The sequence below is a fragment of the Negadavirga shengliensis genome (assembly GCF_042652345.1).
In the GTDB taxonomy this organism is placed as follows: Bacteria; Bacteroidota; Bacteroidia; order Cytophagales; family Cyclobacteriaceae; genus Negadavirga; species Negadavirga shengliensis.
Genome location: NZ_JBHSJJ010000008.1, coordinates 208,074 through 229,527 on the forward strand (window position 1 = coordinate 208,074; position 21,454 = coordinate 229,527).

The following is a 21,454-nucleotide window of genomic DNA, read 5'->3' on the forward strand; positions in this document are numbered from 1 at the left end:
GACCAACTATGAAATCTGAACTGCGTGGGACGATTGATTTTGCATGCGCACAACATTGTCCCTCTTTTCCTTAAAATCCATTTCATTGTAATAGATAAGCTGCCAGTTGCCACAGTGATCTTCAGCCAAAGCACTGAGCGATTCCACCCAGTCCCCTGAGTTGAAATAGGAAATGCCGTCAATTTCCCGCAGTTCTGCCTTATGGATATGTCCACAGATGATGCCGTCGCAGCCCCTGGCTTTAGCGATTTTGGTTAATTCCTTTTCGTAATCATCAATATAGGAGACGGCCGATTTTACTTTTGATTTGATATATTGAGAGAGGGAATAATAGGGCAGCCCTTTCTTTCTTCTAAAATGATTGACACGGGCATTCAGCCATAAGAGGAAGGTATAACCCATGTCACCTATGTAAGCGATCCATCTCAGGTTGCTGGTTATGCTATCAAAAATATCCCCGTGGGCTACAAAATACCTTTTACCGTGACTTTCGTAAATCATATCTTTTCGGATGGAGAGGTTGCCGATTTCCAAAGGAAGCACCTGATCCAGAAAGTCGTCATGATTTCCTCTCAGATAGAAAACCTTGGTACAATCAGTGTCCATCATTTTCAGGATGCGGTTAAAAACCCGTGTATGCTTTCTTTTCCAACTTCCGGATTTTTTGAGCTGCCATCCATCAATGATGTCGCCGTTCAGGATAAGATTCTGACAGCGGTATTGCTTCAGAAATCTCAGCACTTCCTTTGCTTTGGCCCCTTTTGTGCCTAGATGCACATCGGAAATGACAATGGTTTTAAAATTTGTTTCCAAGACAGTCTGTGTTTTGGAAACAAGATACGCTTGGCATATGAACTGATAATGAACAGGTTGTTAAGGAATCAATACCTTTGGGAGGAGGGGATATTGTGATCACAGAATTAACATAACAGCCATGAGGGGCTGGCGGGTGTTTATGCGTTGAAGATAAGTTTGAAGACCGTTCCACGCCCTAAAGTAGACCTGACCTGTATATTGCCTTTGTGTCTTCTCATGATCTGTTTGGAAAGGCTTAGGCCTATCCCGGATCCTTTTTTCTTTGTGGTGAAGAAAGGGATGAATATTTTATTAAGTGCCTCCTCTTCAATGCCTTTTCCTGTGTCTTCTATTTCAATGATGATTTTTCCATTCTCATCAATAAACCCGCCGAGGGTGATGCTCTTTACATCCGTGTCTTCCACGGCATGGATGGCATTTTGAGTTAAATTGATAAGGACTTGTTCGATAAGGGAGATGTCTGCAAACAACAAAAGATCCTGGGGAATGATTCTTTTCTTTAAAGTAACCTGTCCGGTTTCCAGCTGATGGTGCAGAAGCAGTTCCACTCTTTCAAACAGGTCTTTGATGGTGATGGCGGTAAACTTCGGAGAAGGGATGTGAGCCAGGCTTCGGAAATCACTGACGAAATTGATCAATCCGTCACTCCTTTTTTCTATCGTAGAGATCCCCATGAGGTAATCTTCAAGATCCTGAACCGGAATCTCCCCTTTCTGTTCTATTTTATGTCTGATTTCACCACTGATCGTAGCAGCGAGGGAAGATATCGGCGCAATGGAATTCATGATTTCATGGGTAAGTACCCTGATGAGGTTCTGCCAGGCCTCCATTTCTTTTTCTTCCAGCTCACTTTGTATGTTTTGTAAGGAAACGAGTTTGAATTTCATATCCCTCAGCACCAACTCGATCGCATACACAGACAACTGCATGATACCGTCGGGATGGGCTATTTTTATCAGTTCGCTACCCCCGGTGCGAAGGTTCTGTATGGCATGATGTAGTTCTTTATTGATCTTTGAAATCTCGGATATGTGGTTCAGCTTTTCTATGTTGAGCATCCGCTTGGCCGCTGTATTGAGAATCTGAACGCTGCCATCCGCCTCAAAGGTGATGAGACCTATGCTGAGATGCTGGAAGACGGTACGGAAATACTGGTAATTGGCTTCTTTTTCCAGCTGGTCCTCCTTAAGCTTGGCCAAAATGGCATTGAATTCTATATGAAGATCATCTGTTTCGGTGCCGTCAAATTTTACCGGATAAACCGTTGAATAATTGCTTTGTTTTATATTGTCCAAAAACTGTCTGACTTTCTTAAAGCTGCTCTCCGAATACCTTATGAGAAATACCACCTGAGCCACAGCCAGTATGATGAATAAAGAGATTGCAAAAACCCCGGATTCATGAAAAATTGTGTAAGCCAGTAGAAAAATCGTGATGCCAAGGACGATGACTCTACCCAATAAACCTATTTTATAATCCATACTTTTCCAACCTTCTGTACAAAGAAGCCCGGGTAAGTCCCAGCTCTTTGGCCGCTTTCGATATATTTCCCCCGTTTTTGTCTATGGCTTTTTGAATGACATTTTTCTCTACTTCATCCAGGTTGAAGGTGGAGTTGTTGATTTTTTCATTAGTAGGCTTGGCAGAAAGAAAAAAGAAATCCCTGCTGTCCAATTCATCACCTTCGGCCATAATGATGGCCCTTTCAATGGCATGCTGAAGCTCACGGATGTTTCCTGGCCAGCTGTACCTTTGTAGCAGTTGGATGGCGTTTTCCCTGAAACCTTTGAAATTCTTCCGGTATTTGTTGGAATATATTTTCAGGAAATGATTGGCGAGTATAGGGATGTCATCTTGTCGATCTCTAAGCGGAGGCAGGAAGATTTCAACCGTGTTGATTCTGTAGAGTAAATCCTGTCTGAAGGTACTGTCCATGATCATGTCATGAAGAGGCATGTTGGTCGCGCAGATCAGGCGGATATCTACAGGAATAGGCTTGTTGGTGCCGATACGTGTTACTTCCCTCCTTTGAAGGACGGTCAGCAGCTTAGACTGCAAAGGCATGCTCAGATTCCCGATTTCATCCAAAAAGAGGGTGCCTTTGTCTGCTACTTCAAACCGCCCTGCCCGGTCCTCTTTGGCATCGGTATAAGCGCCCTTTTTATGGCCGAAAAGCTCGCTTTCAAAAAGGCTTTCGGTAATGGCGCCCATATCCACACCCACAAATATTTCATCTTTCCTTTCAGACCGGTCATGAATGGCCCTGGCAATAAGTTCTTTACCGGTTCCGTTTTCCCCCAGAATCAATACATTTGCATCCGTTTTTGCCACTTTGTCAATGATGGAAAAAACGTTTTTCATGGTGGCACTTTGGCCTATTATGTCTGAAAAAGGTTTTTTGATATCCGCTTGCAGCTGTTTCTGTTTGTTCGACAAGCGGTCCACCTGCTCATAGCTTTCTCTTAATTTCACCGCAGCCGAAAGGGTGGCCAGCAATTTTTCATTCTGCCAGGGTTTTAGAATAAAATCGGTGGCTCCTTCTTTCAGGGCCTGCACTGCCATTTCCACGTCTCCAAAAGCAGTGATCAATATCACCACTGCCTGCGGGTCGATTTCCTTGATTTGTTTTAGCCAGTGAAAACCTTCTTTGCCCGAGGTAGTATCCTCTGTGAAATTCATATCCAACAGAATGACATCATAACTGTTGTTGTTGACAAGAAAAGGGATCCGCCGGGGATCTTTTTCTATGGTTACTTCACGGGCATGTTTTTTCAACAACATTTTTGCCGCAAAGAGCAGGTCTTCATTGTCATCCACTATAAGGATTTTGCCAAGCGTATTTTCTTCCATATTGATTTTTTAGAATGTATACCTGAAATGATGCCATTTTTATTTTGTCCCAATTTAAGGAATATAAACTACTTAGCGGCAATTTTATGTACGGAAATGAACAAAAAAGGGACGCCTGCGAACACTTTGGCAATGAACTTGGACAGGGCTTTTAATAGCCTTTAAAATTTGTTATCTTTAAACTTAAATCAAAAAATTACAATTTATGTCTGCAGCAACTAAAGGAAATACCGTAAAGGTACATTACACAGGAAAATTAAAAGACGGAACTATATTTGATTCTTCTCAAGACAGGGAGCCTTTGGAGTTTGTGTTGGGGGACGGCAAAATGATCAAAGGTTTTGATGCGGCGGTCCACGGTATGGAAGTGGGAGACGACAAAAGTATCACCATCCCTGCCGGAGATGCATACGGCGAAAAGAGAGATGATATGATGCTGGATGTACCTTTGGATCAGGTTCCGGCTGAAATCAAACCGGAAGTGGGGATGGACCTATCCATACAGAACCAGATGGGACAGCCCACTCCTGTAAAAGTGGTTCATGTGGATGAAGAAAAGATAACGTTGGATGCTAACCATCCCCTTGCCGGAGAGGACCTGGTATTTGACATTAAATTGGTGGGGATTCAATAATTTCGAATAACGTATAATAGATGGTGTTTAAGAAAAAGCCCGGTTTTGCCGGGCTTTTATCTTTCCAGGGTGTTTTTGTCTGTATCCCTGCTGCCTTGCGGGTCAGCGTAGATGCTTTTGGTTTTGTTGTACTTTGAATTGCCTACCTCTACTACAAAGAGCTTGCTGCTTATGTGGGAAAAATCATAATACTTATGTATACCATCTTCCGGTCTGATTTTATCATGCAATATCAGATTACCAAGAATATCATATATTTTGACATCAGTAAGCTGAGGGGTTTTTCTGTCCAAGGTTATCCTGAATTTCTTATTACCGGTGGATTGCAAGTTAAAATTAACATTCGGACTACTGATATCCCTTGGAAAAGATAACTCCGTTTCTATTGGCCTGTTGACATTTTGCCCCATTACAACCCATTCCGTCATAGGCAACAACACGACCATTAGGACAATCTTATATATATATCGTAAAAATACCGTAAATTTTTTCGCATCCATCAATCTGCAAATTGCAAATATTAATCCAAAATTTGTAAATTATTCACATTTAGTTAATATTTTTTAACAAAAATATAAATAAAAAAATAATCTAAATACGCCATTCATATAAAAAAATCAGACCATCCGCTAAATGGTTTAGAACTAAGCAGATTGAATTTTGTAATGGGATATTTAAAGATCAGAGGGTCGCACAAAAATATCCACCTGCCCTTTTTTACTTAATATTACACGATCCTTTGAAAGGGCAAGCGAGCCATAGGATGCATCGGGAAGCGCAATTTCCAAGCTGTCGCCTGTAAGGTAATTGGTCTTCAGTATATGGCCGCTATGAATGCCATACATATGATTGTTTTCAATGACTTTAGGGTTTTTCAACGGCATTCCGGTTTGTTTGATGAAGTTACCCTGATTATCAAATATGTAAACCCCTTCATTCCTGACCTGAAGAAACAACATGTTCTTTCTTTCAGACATGTCCACGATTTCCAGACTGCTCCCCGGCAAAACCAAACCTAATGGCTGTTCCTGCACAATCTGATTTCTTCGGTAGTCCATTTTCTTCAGACTCATCCCGGTTTCATCAAAAAACCATAACATATGGTTGTTGCCCAAAGTGACTGCTTTGATAATCCCTGAGGAAGGGAATTGGATCTGCTGACTGCTTAATGGGTTAAGAAACCTGTCCAATAATTCGTACCGTTGCAGGTCTGCAGAGAAAAGGAAGATATTAACCGTCCAGTGGCATTCCAATTTATCCAGCTTTGAGGTGAATGCTGGGGAATATATGTTGAGGGAGTCGCCATTAGGATCGAATTGGCGCAATATGCCTTTTCCATCGCTGATATAGATATTGCCTCTTCCATCAGTGCTGATAAGATCCGGGTTATCGATATCAATACGGCGTATATGTTCCCATTGGGTGTTTTGGGCAAAGACAACATTTGATGAAAGCAAAAAAAGAAAACACCAAGTCAGGATATATTTGACGCTAACTGATTGCATACCCGTTATATTGTTTCAGGTGAAAGGAGGTGCCATTAAATTCCCCGTAATAACATTGGTTGACCCATTCCCCCAGGTTGAAATAGGTAGCATTTTTAGCTATCTCCAGGGTCAGCGGAAGGTGACGGTGGCCAAAGATATAATAGTCAAAATGCATTTTGCTCTCTATTTCTTTACAGTAAAGGTATAGCCATTCCTGGTTCTCTCCTTTGAATTCACCTTCATTTTTGAGGTCATTGGTGATTCTGCTGTTTCGGGACCATCTGTGGGCTATGGCCATGCCAATATCCGGATGTATCCATTTGAAAAGCCATTGGCATGCTTTGTTGGTGAATATTTTTTTCAGGATTTTGTATTTATGATCTCCCGGACCCAAACCGTCCCCATGTCCCACCAGGAATTTTTTCTGATTGATTTCCATCTCTATGGGATTATGGAATACCGGAATATCCAATTCTTTTGTAAAATAATCTTTCATCCAAAGGTCGTGATTCCCGGTAAAGAAAAACAAGGGGATCCCATTACACCTTAATTGGGTGATTTTGGATAAGAAACGCATGAAACCCTTGGGGATCACTTTGTCATATTCAAACCAAAAATCAAATATGTCTCCTACAAAAAAAATGGCTGCCGCCTGGGTTTCAATATCTCCAAGCCATTTTATGATTTTCTCTTCTCTCTGCTTGCTGGAAACCTCATCCGGAGTGCCCAGATGGAAATCTGAAACGAAAAAAACTTTTTGGTTTTCTTTGAGCGTGATGTTCATACCGGGTTAAATATAACAGCTAAGTTAATAATCTTTATATTGAAATGCCTTTTTTCCGGTCCCGTGTAAAAAAATGGCTGTCAGGCGTTGGACATGAATAGATGAGAACACGAGACATGATGTTTTCAACTAACTTTCATTTTTTAGGACCGGAAAAAAAAGGGGTAAGAAATTACCCCCTTTTTTGCAATGTCAAACTCAGTTGCTGTCAATCTTTGTTTTCTATGATGTCTTCCTTCGGTTCCTCTGTTTCGGAGGGTGTTTCCTCTTCTTTCGTTTTATCTTTTGTGTCTATCAACTTGGTGAATTTTTCATAAGTTGTTTCTTTGTCAAAAGGCCTTTTTCCTATGATTTTCTCCAAGTCAGTCTGGAAGAGTATTTCCTTCTCCAACAATGCCTTTGCGATTTTTTCCAGCTCACCTTTCCTTTCACTGAGGAGTTTTTTGGTTTTATGATAGGCAAATTCGATCAATTTACGGACCTCTTCATCTATGGTTTGCGCAGTGGCCTCGGAATAAGGTTTGTCAAATTTGTATTCACCCCCCTTGCTGTCGTAGAAGGAAACGTTCCCTATTTTTTCATTCATACCATACACCGATACGATGGAATAGGCCATTTTGGTGATCCGCTCAAGGTCACTCAGGGCGCCGGTCGAAATTTTCCCGAAAACGATTTCTTCCGCTGCTCTACCGCCCAGCGCCATACACATCTCGTCAATCAATTGTTCCGTCTGATAGAGAAACTGTTCTTTAGGCAGGTATTGGGCATAGCCGAGGGCGGCGATACCTCTTGGTACGATACTTACTTTAACCAATGGATCCGCATGTTCCAAGAACCACCCGGCCACGGCATGACCGGCTTCGTGGTAGGCTACAATCATTTTTTCCTCAGGAGAAATGATCTTATTTTTCTTTTCCAAGCCGCCGATTACCCGGTCAATAGCATCCTGAAAATCCTGCATATCCACCGCGTTTTTATTTCTTCTGGCGGCTATTAAAGCGGCCTCATTACACACGTTGGCAATTTCGGCGCCGGCGAAACCGGGCGTCTGTGCGGCTAATTTTTTGGGTTCCACATCTTTAGCGGTCTTGATAGGACCGAGGTGTACCCTGAAAATCGCTTCCCTGCCCACAATGTCAGGTTTGTCGATGCTGATCTGCCTGTCGAACCTACCGGCACGTAGAAGGGCAGAATCCAATACGTCCGGACGGTTAGTGGCCGCTAAGACGATAACACCCGAATCTGTTCCGAAGCCGTCCATTTCCACCAGCAGCGAGTTGAGAGTGTTTTCACGCTCGTCATTGGATCCGGGCATCTGGCCTTTTCCTCTGGAACGGCCAATGGCATCTATTTCGTCAATGAAGATGATACAAGGGGCCTTTTCCTTGGCTTGTTTGAAAAGGTCCCTTACCCGGGCAGCGCCCACTCCGACAAACATTTCCACAAAGTCGGATCCCGACAGGGTGAAGAACGGTACGCCGGCCTCTCCTGCCACGGCTTTGGCCAAGAGGGTTTTGCCTGTACCGGGAGGTCCGATCAACAGGGCTCCTTTTGGGATTTTTCCTCCCAGTTTTGTGAATTTTGAGGGGTTTTTAAGAAACTCCACAATCTCTTCCACTTCTTCTTTGGCCTCATCCAACCCCGCTACGTTATCAAAGGTGATTTTTACCTTGTTTTCTGCGTCGAACAGCTGGGCTTTGGATTTACCCACATTGAAAATCTGCCCTCCAGGACCGCTGGGCCCGGACATCCTTCTCATCATGATCCAGAAAAGGAAAAATATCAGAATCAGAAAGCCAAAGCTTGAAATCCAATTGCCCCAGCTTTCTTCCTTCTTGGCCGTATAACCTATTCTCTGGTCTTCAGGAAGCCTTTCTTCCAGAGAATTGAAAGTTTCAATAAAGTTATCCACAGAGGCCACATTGATTTTATAGTGGGGGCCGGATAGATTATAGAAACGGTTTTGGGATTCAAGTTCATCCCTGTATCGTTGGTTTTCTAAAGCTTCTTCCTTCAGCGTCACCTCTACATAGTTCTGATTATAGATCACCACCACTTTTTTCACATCATTGCTCAGCACCATGTCTTCAAAACGCTTCATCGTGATCTCCACTACTGCCGTGTTTTGGTTGAACCAGGTTACCCCTATCAACACAATCACCGCGGTGATGATCAACCAAAGCTGGAAGTTTGGTTTTTGGGGAGGTTTTGGTACAAATTTTTTCGATTTATTTTTATCACTCATCTCGGTATTATTATTTCAATAAACTTTTTGTAAAACGAAATTAAAAAATGAAAGTTTAAATTAACTTTCTTACGTGCTTATCTTGGTGACTTTTGCGTCTCCCCATAGTTCCTCCAACTGATAGAATTCCCGCTTATCCTTCATAAATATGTGGGCTACGACATTGACATAATCCATCAATATCCACTGGCGGTTAGTTTTTCCCTCACTTCTCCATGGGCTTTCCTTGTTGGCTTTCAGGACTTCTTCTTCTATCGAATTGGAAATGGCTTCTAATTGCGTATCCGATGAGCCCGAACAGATTACAAAAAAATCAGTCACGGTACTTTTGATTTCCCTGAGGTCCATGACCACAATATCGGAAGCTTTCTTTTCTTCCATCCCTTTTACTATAACTTTACTCAGCTCCTCTGCCGTCATATATATAATTTACTATTTTTGTTTTGATCTACCATTTTACTCCAGACGTTATGGATTTTAAATATCCTGATTATGGGGTAAAATAACTAATGAAAGATGCATAAAATCCTTGCCAATACTGCTTTTTTGGGGAAAGAAATCATAAATATGACAGAGTGTCATTCAACTAATGACACGGCCATATCGCTTTTCCGCTCCGGGGCGGCCCGGGAAGGAACGATAGTGATCACCGCCAGGCAAACAAAAGGGAAAGGGCAACGGGGAAACAAATGGTACAGCGAACCCGGAAAAAACCTGACCTTTTCCTTAGTGCTTACCCCGCTTTTTCTTGACGCTACCGAGCAGTTTGGCTTGAATATGGCGCTTTCCGGAGGGATCCACGAGGCGATATCCGAATTCGTCCCTGACATTAAGATTAAATGGCCCAATGATTTTATGCATGATCAAAGGGGGAAAATAGGGGGGATGCTGATAGAAAACAGCGTCAGTTCACACGGCATAGAAAGCTCAGTGGTGGGTCTGGGGCTCAATGTAAATCAAATCGGGTTCCCCTTTCCCAATGCTGTTTCTTTAGCCATGTTGGCAGGGGCCGAGCTTGATATAGATGAAGTTTTCAGATCCCTGGTCACTCAGATCGAAAAATGGTATCTGAAATTGAAGAGAGGGTCGTTGGACGAAATCAAAGATTATTATCTCCATTTCTTGTACCGTTTTGATGTTTGGGCCTGGTATCAGGATGAGAAGGCGCTTTTTTGGGGAAAAATCACCGGGATTGACCCCATGGGAAACCTTTTGGTGATGAAACAAAACGATAGGATTCAAAGTTATGGGTTCAAGGAAATAAGATTCGTATAGAGTCCAAAATTTTCTTTTGTCTAGTTGAATTAGTAATTTTGAATACTAACTCTTTTAAACCATATTTTGATTAAAGATGACTACAATTAAATCGGAAAAATACATCAAATATAAGGTCAAGGATATCTCCTTGGCATCATATGGAAGAAAGGAAATCCGGCTTGCAGAAAGTGAGATGCCGGGCCTGATGGCTTTGAGGGAAGAGTATGGCACATCACAACCCCTTAAGGGGGCAAGGATAGCGGGTTGTCTACACATGACCATTCAGACTGCGGTGCTTATAGAGACTTTAATTGCCCTGGGAGCGGAGGTGACCTGGTCTTCCTGCAACATTTTTTCCACCCAGGACCATGCCGCGGCGGCCATGGCTGAGGCAGGGATCAGTGTTTATGCCTGGAAGGGTATGACAGCGGAAGAATTTGATTGGTGTATTGAACAGACCTTGTTTTTTGGGGAAGATAGAAAGCCGTTGAACATGATATTGGATGACGGCGGGGACCTGACCAATATGGTATTGGATAAATATCCGGAATTGGTGTCGGGCATCAAGGGCTTGTCGGAGGAGACAACCACCGGGGTTCACAGGCTGTATGAAAGGATGAAAAACGGCACATTGCCATTGCCGGCGTTTAATGTAAATGACTCGGTAACCAAATCAAAATTTGACAACAAATACGGTTGTAAGGAATCCCTCGTGGATGCGATAAGAAGGGCAACGGATGTGATGATGGCGGGAAAAGTAGCCGTCGTTGCTGGATACGGTGATGTGGGGAAGGGTTCTGCGGCTTCTTTAAGAGGGGCAGGAGCCAGGGTGATTGTTACTGAAATAGATCCTATCTGTGCGTTGCAGGCTTCAATGGATGGATTTGCCGTGAAGAAAATGGTGGATGCCGTGAAGGAGGCCGATATTGTTGTCACAGCCACCGGCAACAAGGACATCATTGGTGAAAGACATTTCCGCCTTATGAAAGACAAGGCGATCGTTTGCAACATCGGACATTTCGATAACGAAATCGACATGGCCTGGTTGAACAAAAACTACGGACATACCAGAGACGAGATCAAACCTCAGGTGGACCTCTATAACGTAGAAGGCAAGGATATCATTATCCTGGCAGAGGGAAGGTTGGTAAACCTGGGTTGTGCCACGGGACACCCTTCTTTTGTCATGTCCAATTCCTTTACCAACCAGACACTGGCCCAGATAGAACTTTGGAAAAATACAGATAAATACCAAGCAGGCGTATATGTATTGCCGAAACACCTGGATGAGAAGGTGGCTGCTTTGCATCTGCAGAAGCTAGGTGCGGAACTGGATGAATTGAGTGAAGATCAGGCTGCCTACATAGGTGTAAAAACCCAAGGGCCGTTCAAGCCGGATTATTACCGATACTGATTGACTGCTGACGGTGTCAAGCCAATAAGCGGTTTATAACCTTAACTACCATAGGGGCGTTCACTGAAAATCATACTCCTATGGTATTTTTATATTCAGGAAACGGGGGAACAGGGAATCGGACGGAAACTCCTGTTCTCTTTTCCCTATTCACTATTAACTCAGTATTCAGGAAATAGGGAACAGGGATCCGGGGAACCCGGTCCCCATTCACCCACTGTACTCATGGCCTTTTTTCCATTTGCACCCCTTCTGAGAGAAAAATAATTGACCGTGTTTCGCAACCCTCATCACTGGAATAAACCAGTCTATGGACGACATCGGGTACTTCTGTCCTTTCCACGGTCCACCTTTCCTCTCCTGCAACCGGCCGGAATTTCTTTTGATCCCAGCAGGTTTTTACCATATGTTTAGGCTGTGAGATATCCATGCTTATTGTTTTGCCTGTCCAGTTTCTGCCCGATAAGTTTCCTGTGCTCACCGATTCGGTAAGGATTCTGTCTTTGATGGCCAATTCATGCTCAAAGGCAAAACTCACCCTGCTGCTTGATCCCACGTCATTTTCTATAATGATATCCTCTGCCATATCCGAAAACAACTGTCTGTTTCTTCCATTGGCGAGTAGATTCAGCATCCTGCTGCCTGTGATTTCAACTCCATTCACACTATATCCTTCGTAGGATATTTTCACGCTGTCTTTTTCGGTGGAAGGTGACTTTCCAAAGGTCAGCACGATCCGCCCGCGTCTGGTTGCAGGCGCGCCCTCACAATTGGGGAGAATGTAGTCCAAATGCACCTTTCGGTCATTTTCATCCACATCTTCATTTTCGATGATATTCACCACCGGGCAATCCGCCAAGGTGGCAGTAAAAAGGGTGTCCCGGTATTTTTCATAGGAATGGAAAGCCAATAGCAGGTGTTCATCCAATACATTGGAAATGAGATATATCTCTTCCCCTTCAAATGACTGGTCTACCTGTAACCTTCTTAATTCGTCCGTATTACAGGCTGAAAGCAGCATGAACCCGATGAAGCATCGACGGCCGGCTGCACCGTTGAGAAAATACTTTTTTACAAACTTCCCCATGGAGTGGATATTAAACGTTTAAAATTAGTTAAATAAGCGGCAATATTTTTAATATTCTTTAACATGGGTTATTTTTTGTAATTTGAGTGGTAACTGTTACCGTGTTTACCGAAAAAAACAATTATCATGAATCATGCCGAAGGGATGTTGGTCAAAGATGCCCTGAAAAATAAAACCATTCTCGTCACTGGTGGGGGAACCGGATTGGGAAAATCCATGGCAGCCTGCTTTCTCTCTCTCGGTGCCAATGTGGTGATAAGCAGCCGAAAACTCAGTGTACTCGAAGCTACTGCCGAAGAACTGAGAAAATCTTCAGGAAGAAGTATTTTACCGTTAGCCTGTGACATACGTGACTATGGGCAGGTAAAGGGGATGTTTGATGCGGCTACATCTCATTTTGGACAAGTGCATGCCGTAGTCAACAATGCAGCAGCCAACTTCATCAGTCCGACGGAGAGGTTGTCGGCGAATGCTTTTCATACCATACTGGACATCGTCTTAAAAGGGACCGCCAATGTGACGCTTGTGGCCGGGAAGCGCTGGATCGATGAAAAGACAGGCGGTAACTTTTTAAGTGTTGTGACGACTTATGCTTTTACCGGTTCAGGCTATGTGGTTCCCAGTGCGGCCGCAAAAGCGGGTGTGCTGGCCATGACCCGTTCACTTGCTGTGGAATGGGCACCTTATCAAATCCGTTCTAATGCCATCGCCCCCGGTCCCTTTCCCACAGAAGGAGCACTGGAAAGGCTTTTGCCAGGAGAGCTTGCTGACAAATTTGATCCCGCCAAGCGGGTACCCTTGGGCCGGGTGGGGAAACACCATGAATTAGCCAACCTGGCAGCGTATCTCCTGTCTGATTTTTCCGCCTTTATCAATGGAGAGGTCATTACCATTGACGGAGGGGAATGGCTCCTGGGAGCAGGGGAATTCAATGACCTAAGGGCCTTGGAGAAAACATGGTGGGACAGGATGGAGGCTGCCAGGAAAAACAAATGATGTTTTAAGGTTCGTGCTCCTTAAAAACCGGCGGCCTTTTAAAGGGCAAGGTCAAACTGTGATTCCAAAGAGGTAAGACTTTGGTGATGTTTCTTTCATCCAATGAAGTGGTTTCAATAAAATACCAGTTCTGCCGGTTATGCGTGCCTACGGCTATCAGGTTTCCCTCTGTGATCAACGTACCTCCCGGAACGGCAGTCGTGGTGACAATGGGGACGATGGCATGGATTTCATCTTTTACCCTGACAGACTGTATAGGGTCGGAGATTTTAAGGGAGGTAAGCTGCTGTCCGTTTGCTTTTTGTGTTTCATGGATTTGCGCAAGCATGTTTTTCATGGCACTGCGGCCCCCTATCTTTTCGATTAGAACGGGGTAGGTGAAATCCAACAGCACTTCGTGGTCACCATGAATCTGTGCGTAAGCATAAATCTGTCCAGCTGTTTTGATCTCTTCTTCTATTTGCGCAATGGTCGTTTTTGTTGTTGCTGTCCCCAAAACAAGACAGCATAAAAGTAGTTTTTTTATCATCATCAAAGAATGGTTTAGAAACTAAAAATAAGGTCTTGGATCCTAAAAAACAGCAAAAAGACAGCAAAAAATTCACTGATCTATGCCACTTGCAAAAAAGGAGTGAAGATCGCCGTTTTCGATGCTGTAACTGATTTGGATGGGATTACAACAAACTTCACAATCCTCTATATTTCCTGATGCGGCACACTGGGGTCCAAAAGCACGGATATTTCAGCCAGACAGTAGGGGCAATGAAAGTGATGTTCAATTTCCATGGGAATTCGGATTGCCGGTGTTTGATATTAACCTGAGATTGACGGGGGTACAATAATTTCACCCGCTATGCGTGTTTTACTTACGTTAAAATCTTCGATAGTTAGCGTCGAATTCAGGTCATTAAGCCACTTCTCCGGGTTCTCCGAATACGCCTACCATGTTCATCAGCACGAGAATGATGACGACAGGGCAGATCCATTTGATGAAAAATATCCAGGCCCTTTTTGGAAATCCCTGAAAGCCCGGGGCGCCCATGCTGAGTTCGCTGGCATAGTCGCCGATCTTTTTTGCCCACCCGGTATACAGGCTGAGCATCAGACAGATCAACACCACGGCCAACGTACCAAAGAAGAAATCCATCATGTCAAAGAAACCGAATATATCCCTGCCAAAGAAATTAAAATGGAAACGGTTGAAAACATTGCCTTGGACAGCCGCCAGCGAGGACGGGATGCTTAGGAGCATGGCCGCCACACCGATAATCCAGGTGGCTTTTCTCCGGCTCCACTTCCTTTCATCTATAAAGTAGGCCACAGGCACTTCCAGCATAGAGATGCTCGAGGTGAGGGCGGCGACAAACAGCAGCACAAAAAACATGGAGCCTATGATATTCCCGAAGGGCTCAATTTGGTCAAATACCCGGGGGAGCACATTAAAGACCAATGCAGGTCCTTCATCGGGACTCACTCCAGGCAATAAAGCAAATAATGCGGGAAAAATCATCAGACCTCCCATTAAAGCTACAATACTGTCCATCCCGGCTATCCAGCCTGATGACTGGATGATGTTGCCCTCTTTAGGCAGATAGGAGCCAAATGTGATCATCAACCCCCAGCCCACCGACATACTGAAAAAGGCCTGGCCCAAGGCAGAAAGGACCACCCGGCCGTTGATTTTGGAAAAATCCGGTGATAGATAATATTCTATACCCGCCCCGGCTCCGGGAAGCGTGACAGAACGGGCCGCAATGAGCACGATGATGATAAACAGGATGGGCATCAGGAATTTGGCAGCTTTTTCAATACCTCCCGATACACCTCCCAAGACCACCGCTATGGTGAGTAAAATAAAGAGCATACATAGCGGCACCACATACAGGGGAGTCTGAACAAAAACCGCAAAGTCTACGGGGATATTGATCAGCTCAGTGAAAATATAGCCAATGGTCCATCCTGCGATGACGGAGTAGTAACTGAGCACCGCAAAACATACCAGCACGCAGAGGACGCCACTGCTTTGCCAGAACCTGTTTCCGCCGGTTACCTTAATGGCACCAACCGGGTTTTTTCCTGATTTTCTGCCTAAAGCAATTTCGTTGAGCAGAAGGGGCAGGCCTATTAACAGCACACAGATAACATATACAAATACAAAAGCACCGCCGCCATTCTGACCAGTGATATAGGGAAACCTCCAGATATTCCCCAATCCCACTGCCGAACCCGCCGCTGCCATGATAAAACCAAATGTTGAACCCCACTGGCCCCTCGAAGGTGTTTTTACTCCTTTCTGCATGATAGGTTGATGGATTATATTAATATTAGTCTGAAAAAAGAAATTTTAATTATTGTGATCGGCTAATTTAAGCTGTTTTGCCAAAATATCAATTCCTTCGGTGAAACTTCTCGGCTCAAACCCCAATACATTATTCGCCTTGTTGATGATCAAACCGGTTTTCAAGGGCCTGGCAGCCACTTGCGTGAATTTAGAAGAATCCGTTTTCTTTATTTTTTTCTTGTCGAGGCCAAAATAATCCGCGGTCAGGATTCCCATGTCATAGGGAGTAAGCAGGTCCTTTCCGGATATGTTGAAGATACCTGTGGCTTTTTGAGCGACGACCTGCAAACATCCTGTAGCAAGGTCTTCCGCCAGCGTGGGCGTACGGAACTGGTCATCCACCATCTCAATTTCCTGTCCCAACTCCAACCTTTTTTTTACCCAGAGGATAATGTTGGAACGGTGAAGCTCATGGGCAATCCCATACACCAGGTTGGTGCGGACAATCGCATGGGGAATGCCACTGTTTTGCACAGCCCTTTCGGCTTCCAGCTTGGTGGTTCCATAATAATTGACCGGATGAGGCTTGGACTGCTCGTCGTAGGGGCCCTCTTTGCCATCAAATATAAAATCAGTCGAAACAAAAATCAGGTGGCAACGGAATCGCTGGCATGCCGCAATGATGTTGAGGGTACCGTTGACATTTTGGTCATAACAGGTGTCTTTAACCACTTCACACCTGTCCACATCGGTCATGGAAGCTGCGTGGATAACAAAATGCGGACGGGTAGTTTCAAAAACCTCCATTACTTCATCACGGTCAGTGATGTCCATGGTGTAATATTCATGACCATACCAGTCTGAAGGAAGCCTGCTGTTGCCTTTCCCAGTGGCTACAGCACGGTATTCATTTTCCTGAAGGATACTTTCAATAATTTTTTGACCTAAAAGCCCGTTCGCACCTGTTACAAGAATCTTTGATTTATTGCTTTTCGGGATATTGGTAACCATATTGATGTGTAATTTCTTTTTTGTTGATGAGTTCCACCGCAACTTTCATGTAGACCGGTGATTTAGGTTTGTCCATTGGATCTGTTTCTTCTGCGGCAATTTTTTCCATAACATCCAATCCCTCAATGACTTTACCAAAGACCGTATAGGTGTCATCCAGGTGAGGGGTTCCTCCTACCGTGGTATAGGCTTCGATTTGATTTGCTCTCTTGTTGCTGGATAAATCAAGATTGAAGAAGGATTCCAATTCGTCTTTTTTTGACAGCATCAAACCATTGATGCTGTCAAATTCTTTCCTTTCATACAAATCCATATATTTTTCCCTCAGGTCTTTGTTGCGGTCCAATTGTACAAATTTACCGAAAGCTTCCTGAAGTTTCCGAATATCAGTCAGCAGGGCATCTTTTTCATACACCTGACCCTGGACAATGTAAAACTGGCACCCACTTGATCTTCTTTCAGGATTGATGTTTTCCCCCTGCCTGGCAGCGGCGATGCTTCCTTTTTCATGGATACGGTTCTTATTGAATTCTGCCGGAAGGGTGTACCATTCTTCCTGAGGCAAGTTTTCTTTGGAAAAAACGTCACCACCCTGGACCATGAAATTTTCTATGATCCGGTGAAATTCTGTGGAATCGTAACGGCCATCCTGAGCGAGCTTGACGAAATTTTCCTTATGCTTAGGAGTTTCATCATAAAGGATGGCATACATATTTCCGTATTTTGTTTCTATGGTAACCAGGTAATCCTTTTCGGTCGAACAGGCCGCTAAAGTTATAAGCAGAAGTAAGCCACACGTGATTTTTAACATGCTGATTTTTTATTTAATGTGCTTTCTGATTTCTTTTAAAATGCTGTCCCCTCCTTTGGCCAGTACGGATTCGGCCAATGCTTGGCCGATTGACCTGGCTTCCTCAAGGGAGTCACTTACCTGTTCGGAAATGATCTTTTTCCCATCAAGACTGATGATTCCTCCTTTGAGGGTGATTTTTGTGTCCGACGAAAACTGGGCAAGGGCAAATACCGGAATGCTGCAGCCTCCTTCCAACACCTTAAGAAAGCTCCGTTCTGCCTCAAGACAATACCCTGTGGCGGGATGATGGACAACCCGCGTGATTTCTTTCCGTAAGTCGGGGGCCAGTCTATCAGAAGCTTCCACGGCGATGGAACCTTGCCCCACCGCCGGGGTGAATGTTTCCAGAGGAAGTTCCTTTATAATCATATGGTCATAACCCATTCTATGGACACCGGCATAAGCCAATAACAGGGCATCACACGCGCCATTTTCCATTTTGGAGATCCTTGTTTGGAGATTTCCCCTTACTTCTGTGGTTTTGATGTGGGGGTAATAATGCAGCAGCGTGGCTACCCTCCGGGTTGAAGAAGTACCGAAAACCAGTCGGCTCTGACTGTCTGTGAAATCCGGAAGGTCCTTTTTGTGGCTGATGATGACATCATTCACCTTTTCTCTTTCCGTAAAAGCGATGATTTCAAATCCATCAGGAAGTCTCGAAGGAAGATCCTTCGCGCTGTGAACGGCGATGTCTATTGCTCCGCTTTTTAGCTGGTCTTCCAATTCCTCAGTGAAAACCCCTTTGCTGCCAATTTTGGAGATGGAAACATCAAGGATTTTATCCCCTTTGGTGTCAATGGTGACGATTTCATATTCCAGTCCCTGTAAACTCAGTAAATCTGCCACATGATTTGCCTGATACAATGCCAGCTTACTTCCTCTTGTCCCGATGCGGATTGGCTTCATGAGTTATTTGTTTTTCGTTTGATGGTTTTTTTTAATACGGATTGTTCGATGAATTCCACAATTTTTCCGGCGATATTGACACCTGTGGCTTTTTCAATTCCTTCCAATCCCGGAGAGCTGTTCACTTCCAGGATCAGCGGACCCCTTGATGATTGCAGCATGTCCACACCCGCAATGGAGAGCCCTAAGGCTTTGGCCGCATTCAGTGCAGCCATCCTCTCATCCCGGCTGAGTTTGATGACTTCGGCTTTTCCGCCCCGGTGGAGGTTGGAGCGGAATTCTCCCTCGGCTCCTTGCCGTTTCATAGCCCCCACCACCTTGTTATTAACGATGAACGCCCGGATATCTGCGCCTTTCGCCTCTTTGATGAATTCCTGCACGATGATTCTGGCTTTCAGTCCATGAAAAGCCTCTATCACGGATTGGCCTGCTTTTCTTGTTTCTGCCAGCACCACTCCCAGACCTTGGGTGCCTTCCAGTAACTTGATGATCAAAGGCGCACCGCCCACCATCTCAACGAGTTGCTTTTCACCTCCTTTGGAGAAATTGGTAAAAGCCGTTTTTGGCATTCCCAGCCCTTCTCTGGAAAGAATCTGCAAGCTTCGGAGCTTATCACGGCTTCTGACTATCGCCTGGGATTCGATCGCGGAAAACACCCCCATCAATTCAAATTGCCTGACCACGGCGGTACCGTAGAAAGTTACCGAGGCACCGATTCTGGGAATGATCGCATCTATTTCATGGAGTTTTTCCCCTTTGTAAATAATGGAAGGCCCGTTTTGTTCTATGACCAGGTCACATGCGGAATGATCCACCACCATGGCTTGATGTCCTGCCTCTTGGATGGCCTGCATCAGCCTCCTGGTAGAATAGAGGTGTTGGTTTCTGGATAATATGGCGATTTTCATCGAAAATTGAGTGTTATTTGTTTTTTTGCGCCTTGGCTGTATATGATTTATCCACATCTACCAAAAACCTTCCCTTCAAAACCCTTCTTCCCAAAAGCACCGCATTTTTCATTTCGGACCTGTCGGAAAGGGTAAATCCCGCTTCGAATTCCTCACCAAAGATACTGATGGTGGTCTTGATCAAAAAGCGTTTTTCCATATGTCCGAATGAATTCTTGACTTTTTTGACCGTATAGCGGCCGGTTCTGAGTTTTTTATCTTTAAAAAACGGATGCCGGGGATCCAATATTTGAAAATAAAGCACCTTTTCTCCGTTTTCAATCATTTCTTCTGCGTACATCGAATGGATGGCGCCGTTATAAGCGCCGGTATCCACTTTGGCGGTTATTTCCTGGATATTCCATTCTGGGAACGATATTTTTTCTTTCCTTCCAATGATCCGTTTCATATGATTATAATTTTTCTCAATAGGCCACATGCTTGCGTGCCGTAATGCACTTCAGCATGCAGGCATGGAATCTCGCATGATAGATAATCATCCCAGTTTGTGACGGTTCCGTCATGCTCGATTTCATCTGTTTATAATTGTTTTTCAATGGTCAGATGGAACCTCGCATGTTTTCCCCCCCGATAGCTATCGGGGCTATCGGGGCATCCCTCTGTGTGTCGCTTGCGTCATGTTTGGTTTCATATGATTATAATATGTTTTTCAATGGCCGCGTCGCATGATATATAATCATCCCCGTGTGTGTCGTTTTTGTCACGCCCGGTTTCATGATTGAGGCTGACTTTTGAGAATTTTGGCGAGGTTAAAGGACAGGTCAAGAAACAGGATCTTTGTGTTGGCATTTCTTTCAAGGTGATAATGGGCCTCATTGAGCTTCTGGTAAATCTGCATGATTTTTTTCTCATTGAGCACATGGGTGCTGAGTTTGCCGATAAATTCCCTGTCTTCAATGCTGCTGCGCATCAGGTGCTCCGTCTGTGCCTTGTTCAAAAGGCATTCCCTCATGGTATTGATTCCCGTCAGAATCAACGTTTTCTGGACTTCCTTATTCATGTCCGCCAAAGCTTCTGATTGAGACAGGATATTGTTGATATCCACTGAGAAGCAAAGCCTAAGCCAATCCCTAAACAGGACGGTATTTCTGTCCTCCACTCCCCCGGACAAGATGTAGGCTTCTCTCATATTGCCATCTGCCAGGGGGGATATCTGCCCGGCGGCTTCTTTGCTGCACATTCCCTGAGCTACCAGATGGGACTGTATTTCCTCATCTGTAAATCCCCTGACCATGATTTTTTGTGTGCGGGACTGTATCGTCGTAAGCAGGTTTTCCGGTTGATGGGAAACCATCAGAAAGAGGGTTTTGGCAGGTGGCTCTTCCAGAATTTTGAGGATGGCATTTGCTGCAGCCACATGCATGGTTTCCGGTGCCCATATCAGCATCATCTTATATCCCCCTTCGAATGATTTCAAAGAAAGGGTTTTTATGATTTGTTTTGCGGCCCCTTTGGAAATGGCCATCTGCTTTTCGAAACCCGAGTGAACACTCCAGTCATACAGATTGCCATAGGTCTTTCCCAAGGCAAACGAACGCCATAAAGCCAGGGTGTCTATTTGTTTTTTATTTTCCGTATCATCCTCCTTAACCAGGCTGCTCGGGATAGGGAAGGAAAAATTCACATCAGGATGGACCAGCTTTTCCATTTTCTGACAGGAACTACAGCTACCGCAGGCATCGTTTTCCCCTTTTTGCTCACAGTTGATGTAGGTGGCCAACGCCAGCGCCAGCGCCAGGTTCGCACTGCCTTCCCTGCCATGAAACAACAGGGCATGGGCCAGATGATCTTTTTGTATGGCATGGACCAGCTTTTCTTTGGTTTCCTGCAAGCCCGGTATGGATGAAAACAGCATTTTTTGGTAA

The 21,454-nt window shown here is 44.4% G+C and carries 22 protein-coding genes; 4 read left to right on the plus strand and 18 right to left on the minus strand.

Annotated features, from left to right (window positions below; all coding sequences use genetic code 11):
• Positions 1–6: 6 nt before the first annotated feature.
• From ACFPFU_RS15355 to ACFPFU_RS15365, 3 genes are all read right to left on the minus strand, one after another.
• Complete coding sequence (locus ACFPFU_RS15355) at positions 7–813, minus strand: UDP-2,3-diacylglucosamine diphosphatase (protein ID WP_377065657.1); 807 nt, start codon at positions 811–813, stop codon at positions 7–9.
• Between the two features lie 140 nt (positions 814–953).
• The gene (locus ACFPFU_RS15360; protein ID WP_377065658.1) at positions 954–2,297 is read right to left on the minus strand and encodes a sensor histidine kinase; all 1,344 of its coding nucleotides are present in this window, start codon (positions 2,295–2,297) and stop codon (positions 954–956) included.
• Positions 2,287–3,666 (minus strand): sigma-54-dependent transcriptional regulator, encoded by a 1,380-nt coding sequence (locus ACFPFU_RS15365; RefSeq protein WP_377065659.1) that lies wholly within the window; start codon positions 3,664–3,666, stop codon positions 2,287–2,289. The genes ACFPFU_RS15360 and ACFPFU_RS15365 overlap by 11 nt, the downstream gene beginning before the upstream one ends.
• Before the next feature lie 205 nt (positions 3,667–3,871).
• On the opposite strand from ACFPFU_RS15365, the gene ACFPFU_RS15370 reads away from it, so the two are divergent.
• Positions 3,872–4,300: an FKBP-type peptidyl-prolyl cis-trans isomerase gene (locus ACFPFU_RS15370; RefSeq protein WP_377065660.1), complete on the plus strand. Its 429-nt coding sequence runs from the start codon at positions 3,872–3,874 to the stop codon at positions 4,298–4,300.
• 56 nt (positions 4,301–4,356) lie between these two features.
• Here ACFPFU_RS15370 and ACFPFU_RS15375 read toward each other — a convergent pair whose 3' ends face one another.
• The 5 genes from ACFPFU_RS15375 to rsfS all read right to left on the minus strand — a co-directional run bounded on the left by ACFPFU_RS15375 (position 4,357) and on the right by rsfS (position 9,236).
• Positions 4,357–4,800 (minus strand): hypothetical protein, encoded by a 444-nt coding sequence (locus ACFPFU_RS15375; protein ID WP_377065661.1) that lies wholly within the window; start codon positions 4,798–4,800, stop codon positions 4,357–4,359.
• A gap of 174 nt (positions 4,801–4,974) precedes the next feature.
• Positions 4,975–5,805, minus strand: coding sequence for a hypothetical protein (locus ACFPFU_RS15380; protein ID WP_377065662.1), 831 nt, complete (start codon positions 5,803–5,805; stop codon positions 4,975–4,977).
• On the minus strand, positions 5,792–6,571 hold the full coding sequence (locus tag ACFPFU_RS15385; protein ID WP_377065663.1) for a UDP-2,3-diacylglucosamine diphosphatase: 780 nt from the start codon (positions 6,569–6,571) through the stop codon (positions 5,792–5,794). Before ACFPFU_RS15385 ends, ACFPFU_RS15380 begins: the two co-directional genes overlap by 14 nt.
• Positions 6,572–6,779: 208 nt before the next feature.
• A complete protein-coding gene (gene ftsH / locus ACFPFU_RS15390; RefSeq protein ID WP_377065664.1) occupies positions 6,780–8,816 on the minus strand; it encodes an ATP-dependent zinc metalloprotease FtsH in 2,037 nt (678 codons plus the stop codon).
• A 69-nt stretch (positions 8,817–8,885) separates the two neighbouring features.
• Positions 8,886–9,236, minus strand: a complete 351-nt coding sequence (gene rsfS / locus ACFPFU_RS15395; RefSeq protein WP_377065665.1) for a ribosome silencing factor — start codon at positions 9,234–9,236, stop codon at positions 8,886–8,888.
• A gap of 96 nt (positions 9,237–9,332) precedes the next feature.
• Between rsfS and ACFPFU_RS15400 the strand changes: the two genes are divergently transcribed.
• Entirely contained in the window at positions 9,333–10,091 is a 759-nt protein-coding gene (locus ACFPFU_RS15400) for a biotin--[acetyl-CoA-carboxylase] ligase (RefSeq protein WP_377065666.1), read from the plus strand.
• 76 nt (positions 10,092–10,167) lie between these two features.
• Entirely contained in the window at positions 10,168–11,487 is a 1,320-nt protein-coding gene (ahcY, locus tag ACFPFU_RS15405) for an adenosylhomocysteinase (protein WP_377065667.1), read from the plus strand.
• Positions 11,488–11,710: 223 nt separating this feature from the next.
• On the opposite strand, the gene ACFPFU_RS15410 is transcribed toward ahcY, so the two are convergent.
• Positions 11,711–12,574, minus strand: coding sequence for a hypothetical protein (locus ACFPFU_RS15410; protein ID WP_377065668.1), 864 nt, complete (start codon positions 12,572–12,574; stop codon positions 11,711–11,713).
• A 126-nt stretch (positions 12,575–12,700) separates the two neighbouring features.
• On the opposite strand from ACFPFU_RS15410, the gene ACFPFU_RS15415 reads away from it, so the two are divergent.
• Positions 12,701–13,570 carry an SDR family oxidoreductase gene (locus tag ACFPFU_RS15415; protein ID WP_377065669.1) on the plus strand — a complete coding sequence of 290 codons (870 nt, stop codon included), beginning with the start codon at positions 12,701–12,703 and terminating at the stop codon, positions 13,568–13,570.
• Positions 13,571–13,574: 4 nt separating this feature from the next.
• Here ACFPFU_RS15415 and ACFPFU_RS15420 read toward each other — a convergent pair whose 3' ends face one another.
• From ACFPFU_RS15420 to ACFPFU_RS15460, 9 genes are all read right to left on the minus strand, one after another.
• On the minus strand, positions 13,575–14,102 hold the full coding sequence (locus tag ACFPFU_RS15420; RefSeq protein ID WP_377065670.1) for a hypothetical protein: 528 nt from the start codon (positions 14,100–14,102) through the stop codon (positions 13,575–13,577).
• Between the two features lie 69 nt (positions 14,103–14,171).
• Positions 14,172–14,309 (minus strand): zinc ribbon domain-containing protein, encoded by a 138-nt coding sequence (locus ACFPFU_RS15425; protein ID WP_377065716.1) that lies wholly within the window; start codon positions 14,307–14,309, stop codon positions 14,172–14,174.
• Between the two features lie 168 nt (positions 14,310–14,477).
• Entirely contained in the window at positions 14,478–15,869 is a 1,392-nt protein-coding gene (locus tag ACFPFU_RS15430) for a sodium-dependent transporter (protein ID WP_377065671.1), read from the minus strand.
• A 45-nt stretch (positions 15,870–15,914) separates the two neighbouring features.
• Complete coding sequence (locus ACFPFU_RS15435) at positions 15,915–16,862, minus strand: SDR family oxidoreductase (protein ID WP_377065672.1); 948 nt, start codon at positions 16,860–16,862, stop codon at positions 15,915–15,917.
• Positions 16,834–17,673, minus strand: a complete 840-nt coding sequence (locus ACFPFU_RS15440) for a peptidylprolyl isomerase (protein WP_377065673.1) — start codon at positions 17,671–17,673, stop codon at positions 16,834–16,836. The genes ACFPFU_RS15435 and ACFPFU_RS15440 overlap by 29 nt, the downstream gene beginning before the upstream one ends.
• A 9-nt stretch (positions 17,674–17,682) precedes the next feature.
• Positions 17,683–18,621: a hydroxymethylbilane synthase gene (gene hemC, locus ACFPFU_RS15445; protein WP_377065674.1), complete on the minus strand. Its 939-nt coding sequence runs from the start codon at positions 18,619–18,621 to the stop codon at positions 17,683–17,685.
• On the minus strand, positions 18,618–19,529 hold the full coding sequence (rimK, locus tag ACFPFU_RS15450; protein WP_377065675.1) for a 30S ribosomal protein S6--L-glutamate ligase: 912 nt from the start codon (positions 19,527–19,529) through the stop codon (positions 18,618–18,620). The genes hemC and rimK overlap by 4 nt, the downstream gene beginning before the upstream one ends.
• A gap of 13 nt (positions 19,530–19,542) precedes the next feature.
• Entirely contained in the window at positions 19,543–19,977 is a 435-nt protein-coding gene (locus tag ACFPFU_RS15455) for an ATP-dependent zinc protease family protein (RefSeq protein ID WP_377065676.1), read from the minus strand.
• A gap of 324 nt (positions 19,978–20,301) precedes the next feature.
• Positions 20,302–21,444, minus strand: coding sequence for a DNA polymerase III subunit (locus tag ACFPFU_RS15460; protein ID WP_377065677.1), 1,143 nt, complete (start codon positions 21,442–21,444; stop codon positions 20,302–20,304).
• Positions 21,445–21,454: the final 10 nt, after the last annotated feature.

Excerpts from the sequence above, each read along its gene's own strand:
- ahcY (WP_377065667.1), top strand. The coding sequence starts at position 10,168 with ATGACTACAATTAAATCGGAAAAATACATCAAATATAAGGTCAAGGAT.
- ACFPFU_RS15435 (WP_377065672.1), bottom strand. The coding sequence starts at position 16,862 with ATGGTTACCAATATCCCGAAAAGCAATAAATCAAAGATTCTTGTAACA.
- ACFPFU_RS15380 (WP_377065662.1), bottom strand. The coding sequence starts at position 5,805 with ATGCAATCAGTTAGCGTCAAATATATCCTGACTTGGTGTTTTCTTTTT.
- ACFPFU_RS15360 (WP_377065658.1), bottom strand. The coding sequence starts at position 2,297 with ATGGATTATAAAATAGGTTTATTGGGTAGAGTCATCGTCCTTGGCATC.
- ftsH (WP_377065664.1), bottom strand. The coding sequence starts at position 8,816 with ATGAGTGATAAAAATAAATCGAAAAAATTTGTACCAAAACCTCCCCAA.
- ACFPFU_RS15370 (WP_377065660.1), top strand. The coding sequence starts at position 3,872 with ATGTCTGCAGCAACTAAAGGAAATACCGTAAAGGTACATTACACAGGA.
- ACFPFU_RS15440 (WP_377065673.1), bottom strand. The coding sequence starts at position 17,673 with ATGTTAAAAATCACGTGTGGCTTACTTCTGCTTATAACTTTAGCGGCC.
- ACFPFU_RS15460 (WP_377065677.1), bottom strand. The coding sequence starts at position 21,444 with ATGCTGTTTTCATCCATACCGGGCTTGCAGGAAACCAAAGAAAAGCTG.
- ACFPFU_RS15375 (WP_377065661.1), bottom strand. The coding sequence starts at position 4,800 with ATGGATGCGAAAAAATTTACGGTATTTTTACGATATATATATAAGATT.
- ACFPFU_RS15410 (WP_377065668.1), bottom strand. The coding sequence starts at position 12,574 with ATGGGGAAGTTTGTAAAAAAGTATTTTCTCAACGGTGCAGCCGGCCGT.
- ACFPFU_RS15400 (WP_377065666.1), top strand. The coding sequence starts at position 9,333 with ATGCATAAAATCCTTGCCAATACTGCTTTTTTGGGGAAAGAAATCATA.
- ACFPFU_RS15365 (WP_377065659.1), bottom strand. The coding sequence starts at position 3,666 with ATGGAAGAAAATACGCTTGGCAAAATCCTTATAGTGGATGACAATGAA.
- ACFPFU_RS15415 (WP_377065669.1), top strand. The coding sequence starts at position 12,701 with ATGAATCATGCCGAAGGGATGTTGGTCAAAGATGCCCTGAAAAATAAA.
- hemC (WP_377065674.1), bottom strand. The coding sequence starts at position 18,621 with ATGAAGCCAATCCGCATCGGGACAAGAGGAAGTAAGCTGGCATTGTAT.
- ACFPFU_RS15455 (WP_377065676.1), bottom strand. The coding sequence starts at position 19,977 with ATGAAACGGATCATTGGAAGGAAAGAAAAAATATCGTTCCCAGAATGG.
- rsfS (WP_377065665.1), bottom strand. The coding sequence starts at position 9,236 with ATGACGGCAGAGGAGCTGAGTAAAGTTATAGTAAAAGGGATGGAAGAA.
- ACFPFU_RS15430 (WP_377065671.1), bottom strand. The coding sequence starts at position 15,869 with ATGCAGAAAGGAGTAAAAACACCTTCGAGGGGCCAGTGGGGTTCAACA.
- rimK (WP_377065675.1), bottom strand. The coding sequence starts at position 19,529 with ATGAAAATCGCCATATTATCCAGAAACCAACACCTCTATTCTACCAGG.
- ACFPFU_RS15385 (WP_377065663.1), bottom strand. The coding sequence starts at position 6,571 with ATGAACATCACGCTCAAAGAAAACCAAAAAGTTTTTTTCGTTTCAGAT.
- ACFPFU_RS15420 (WP_377065670.1), bottom strand. The coding sequence starts at position 14,102 with ATGATGATAAAAAAACTACTTTTATGCTGTCTTGTTTTGGGGACAGCA.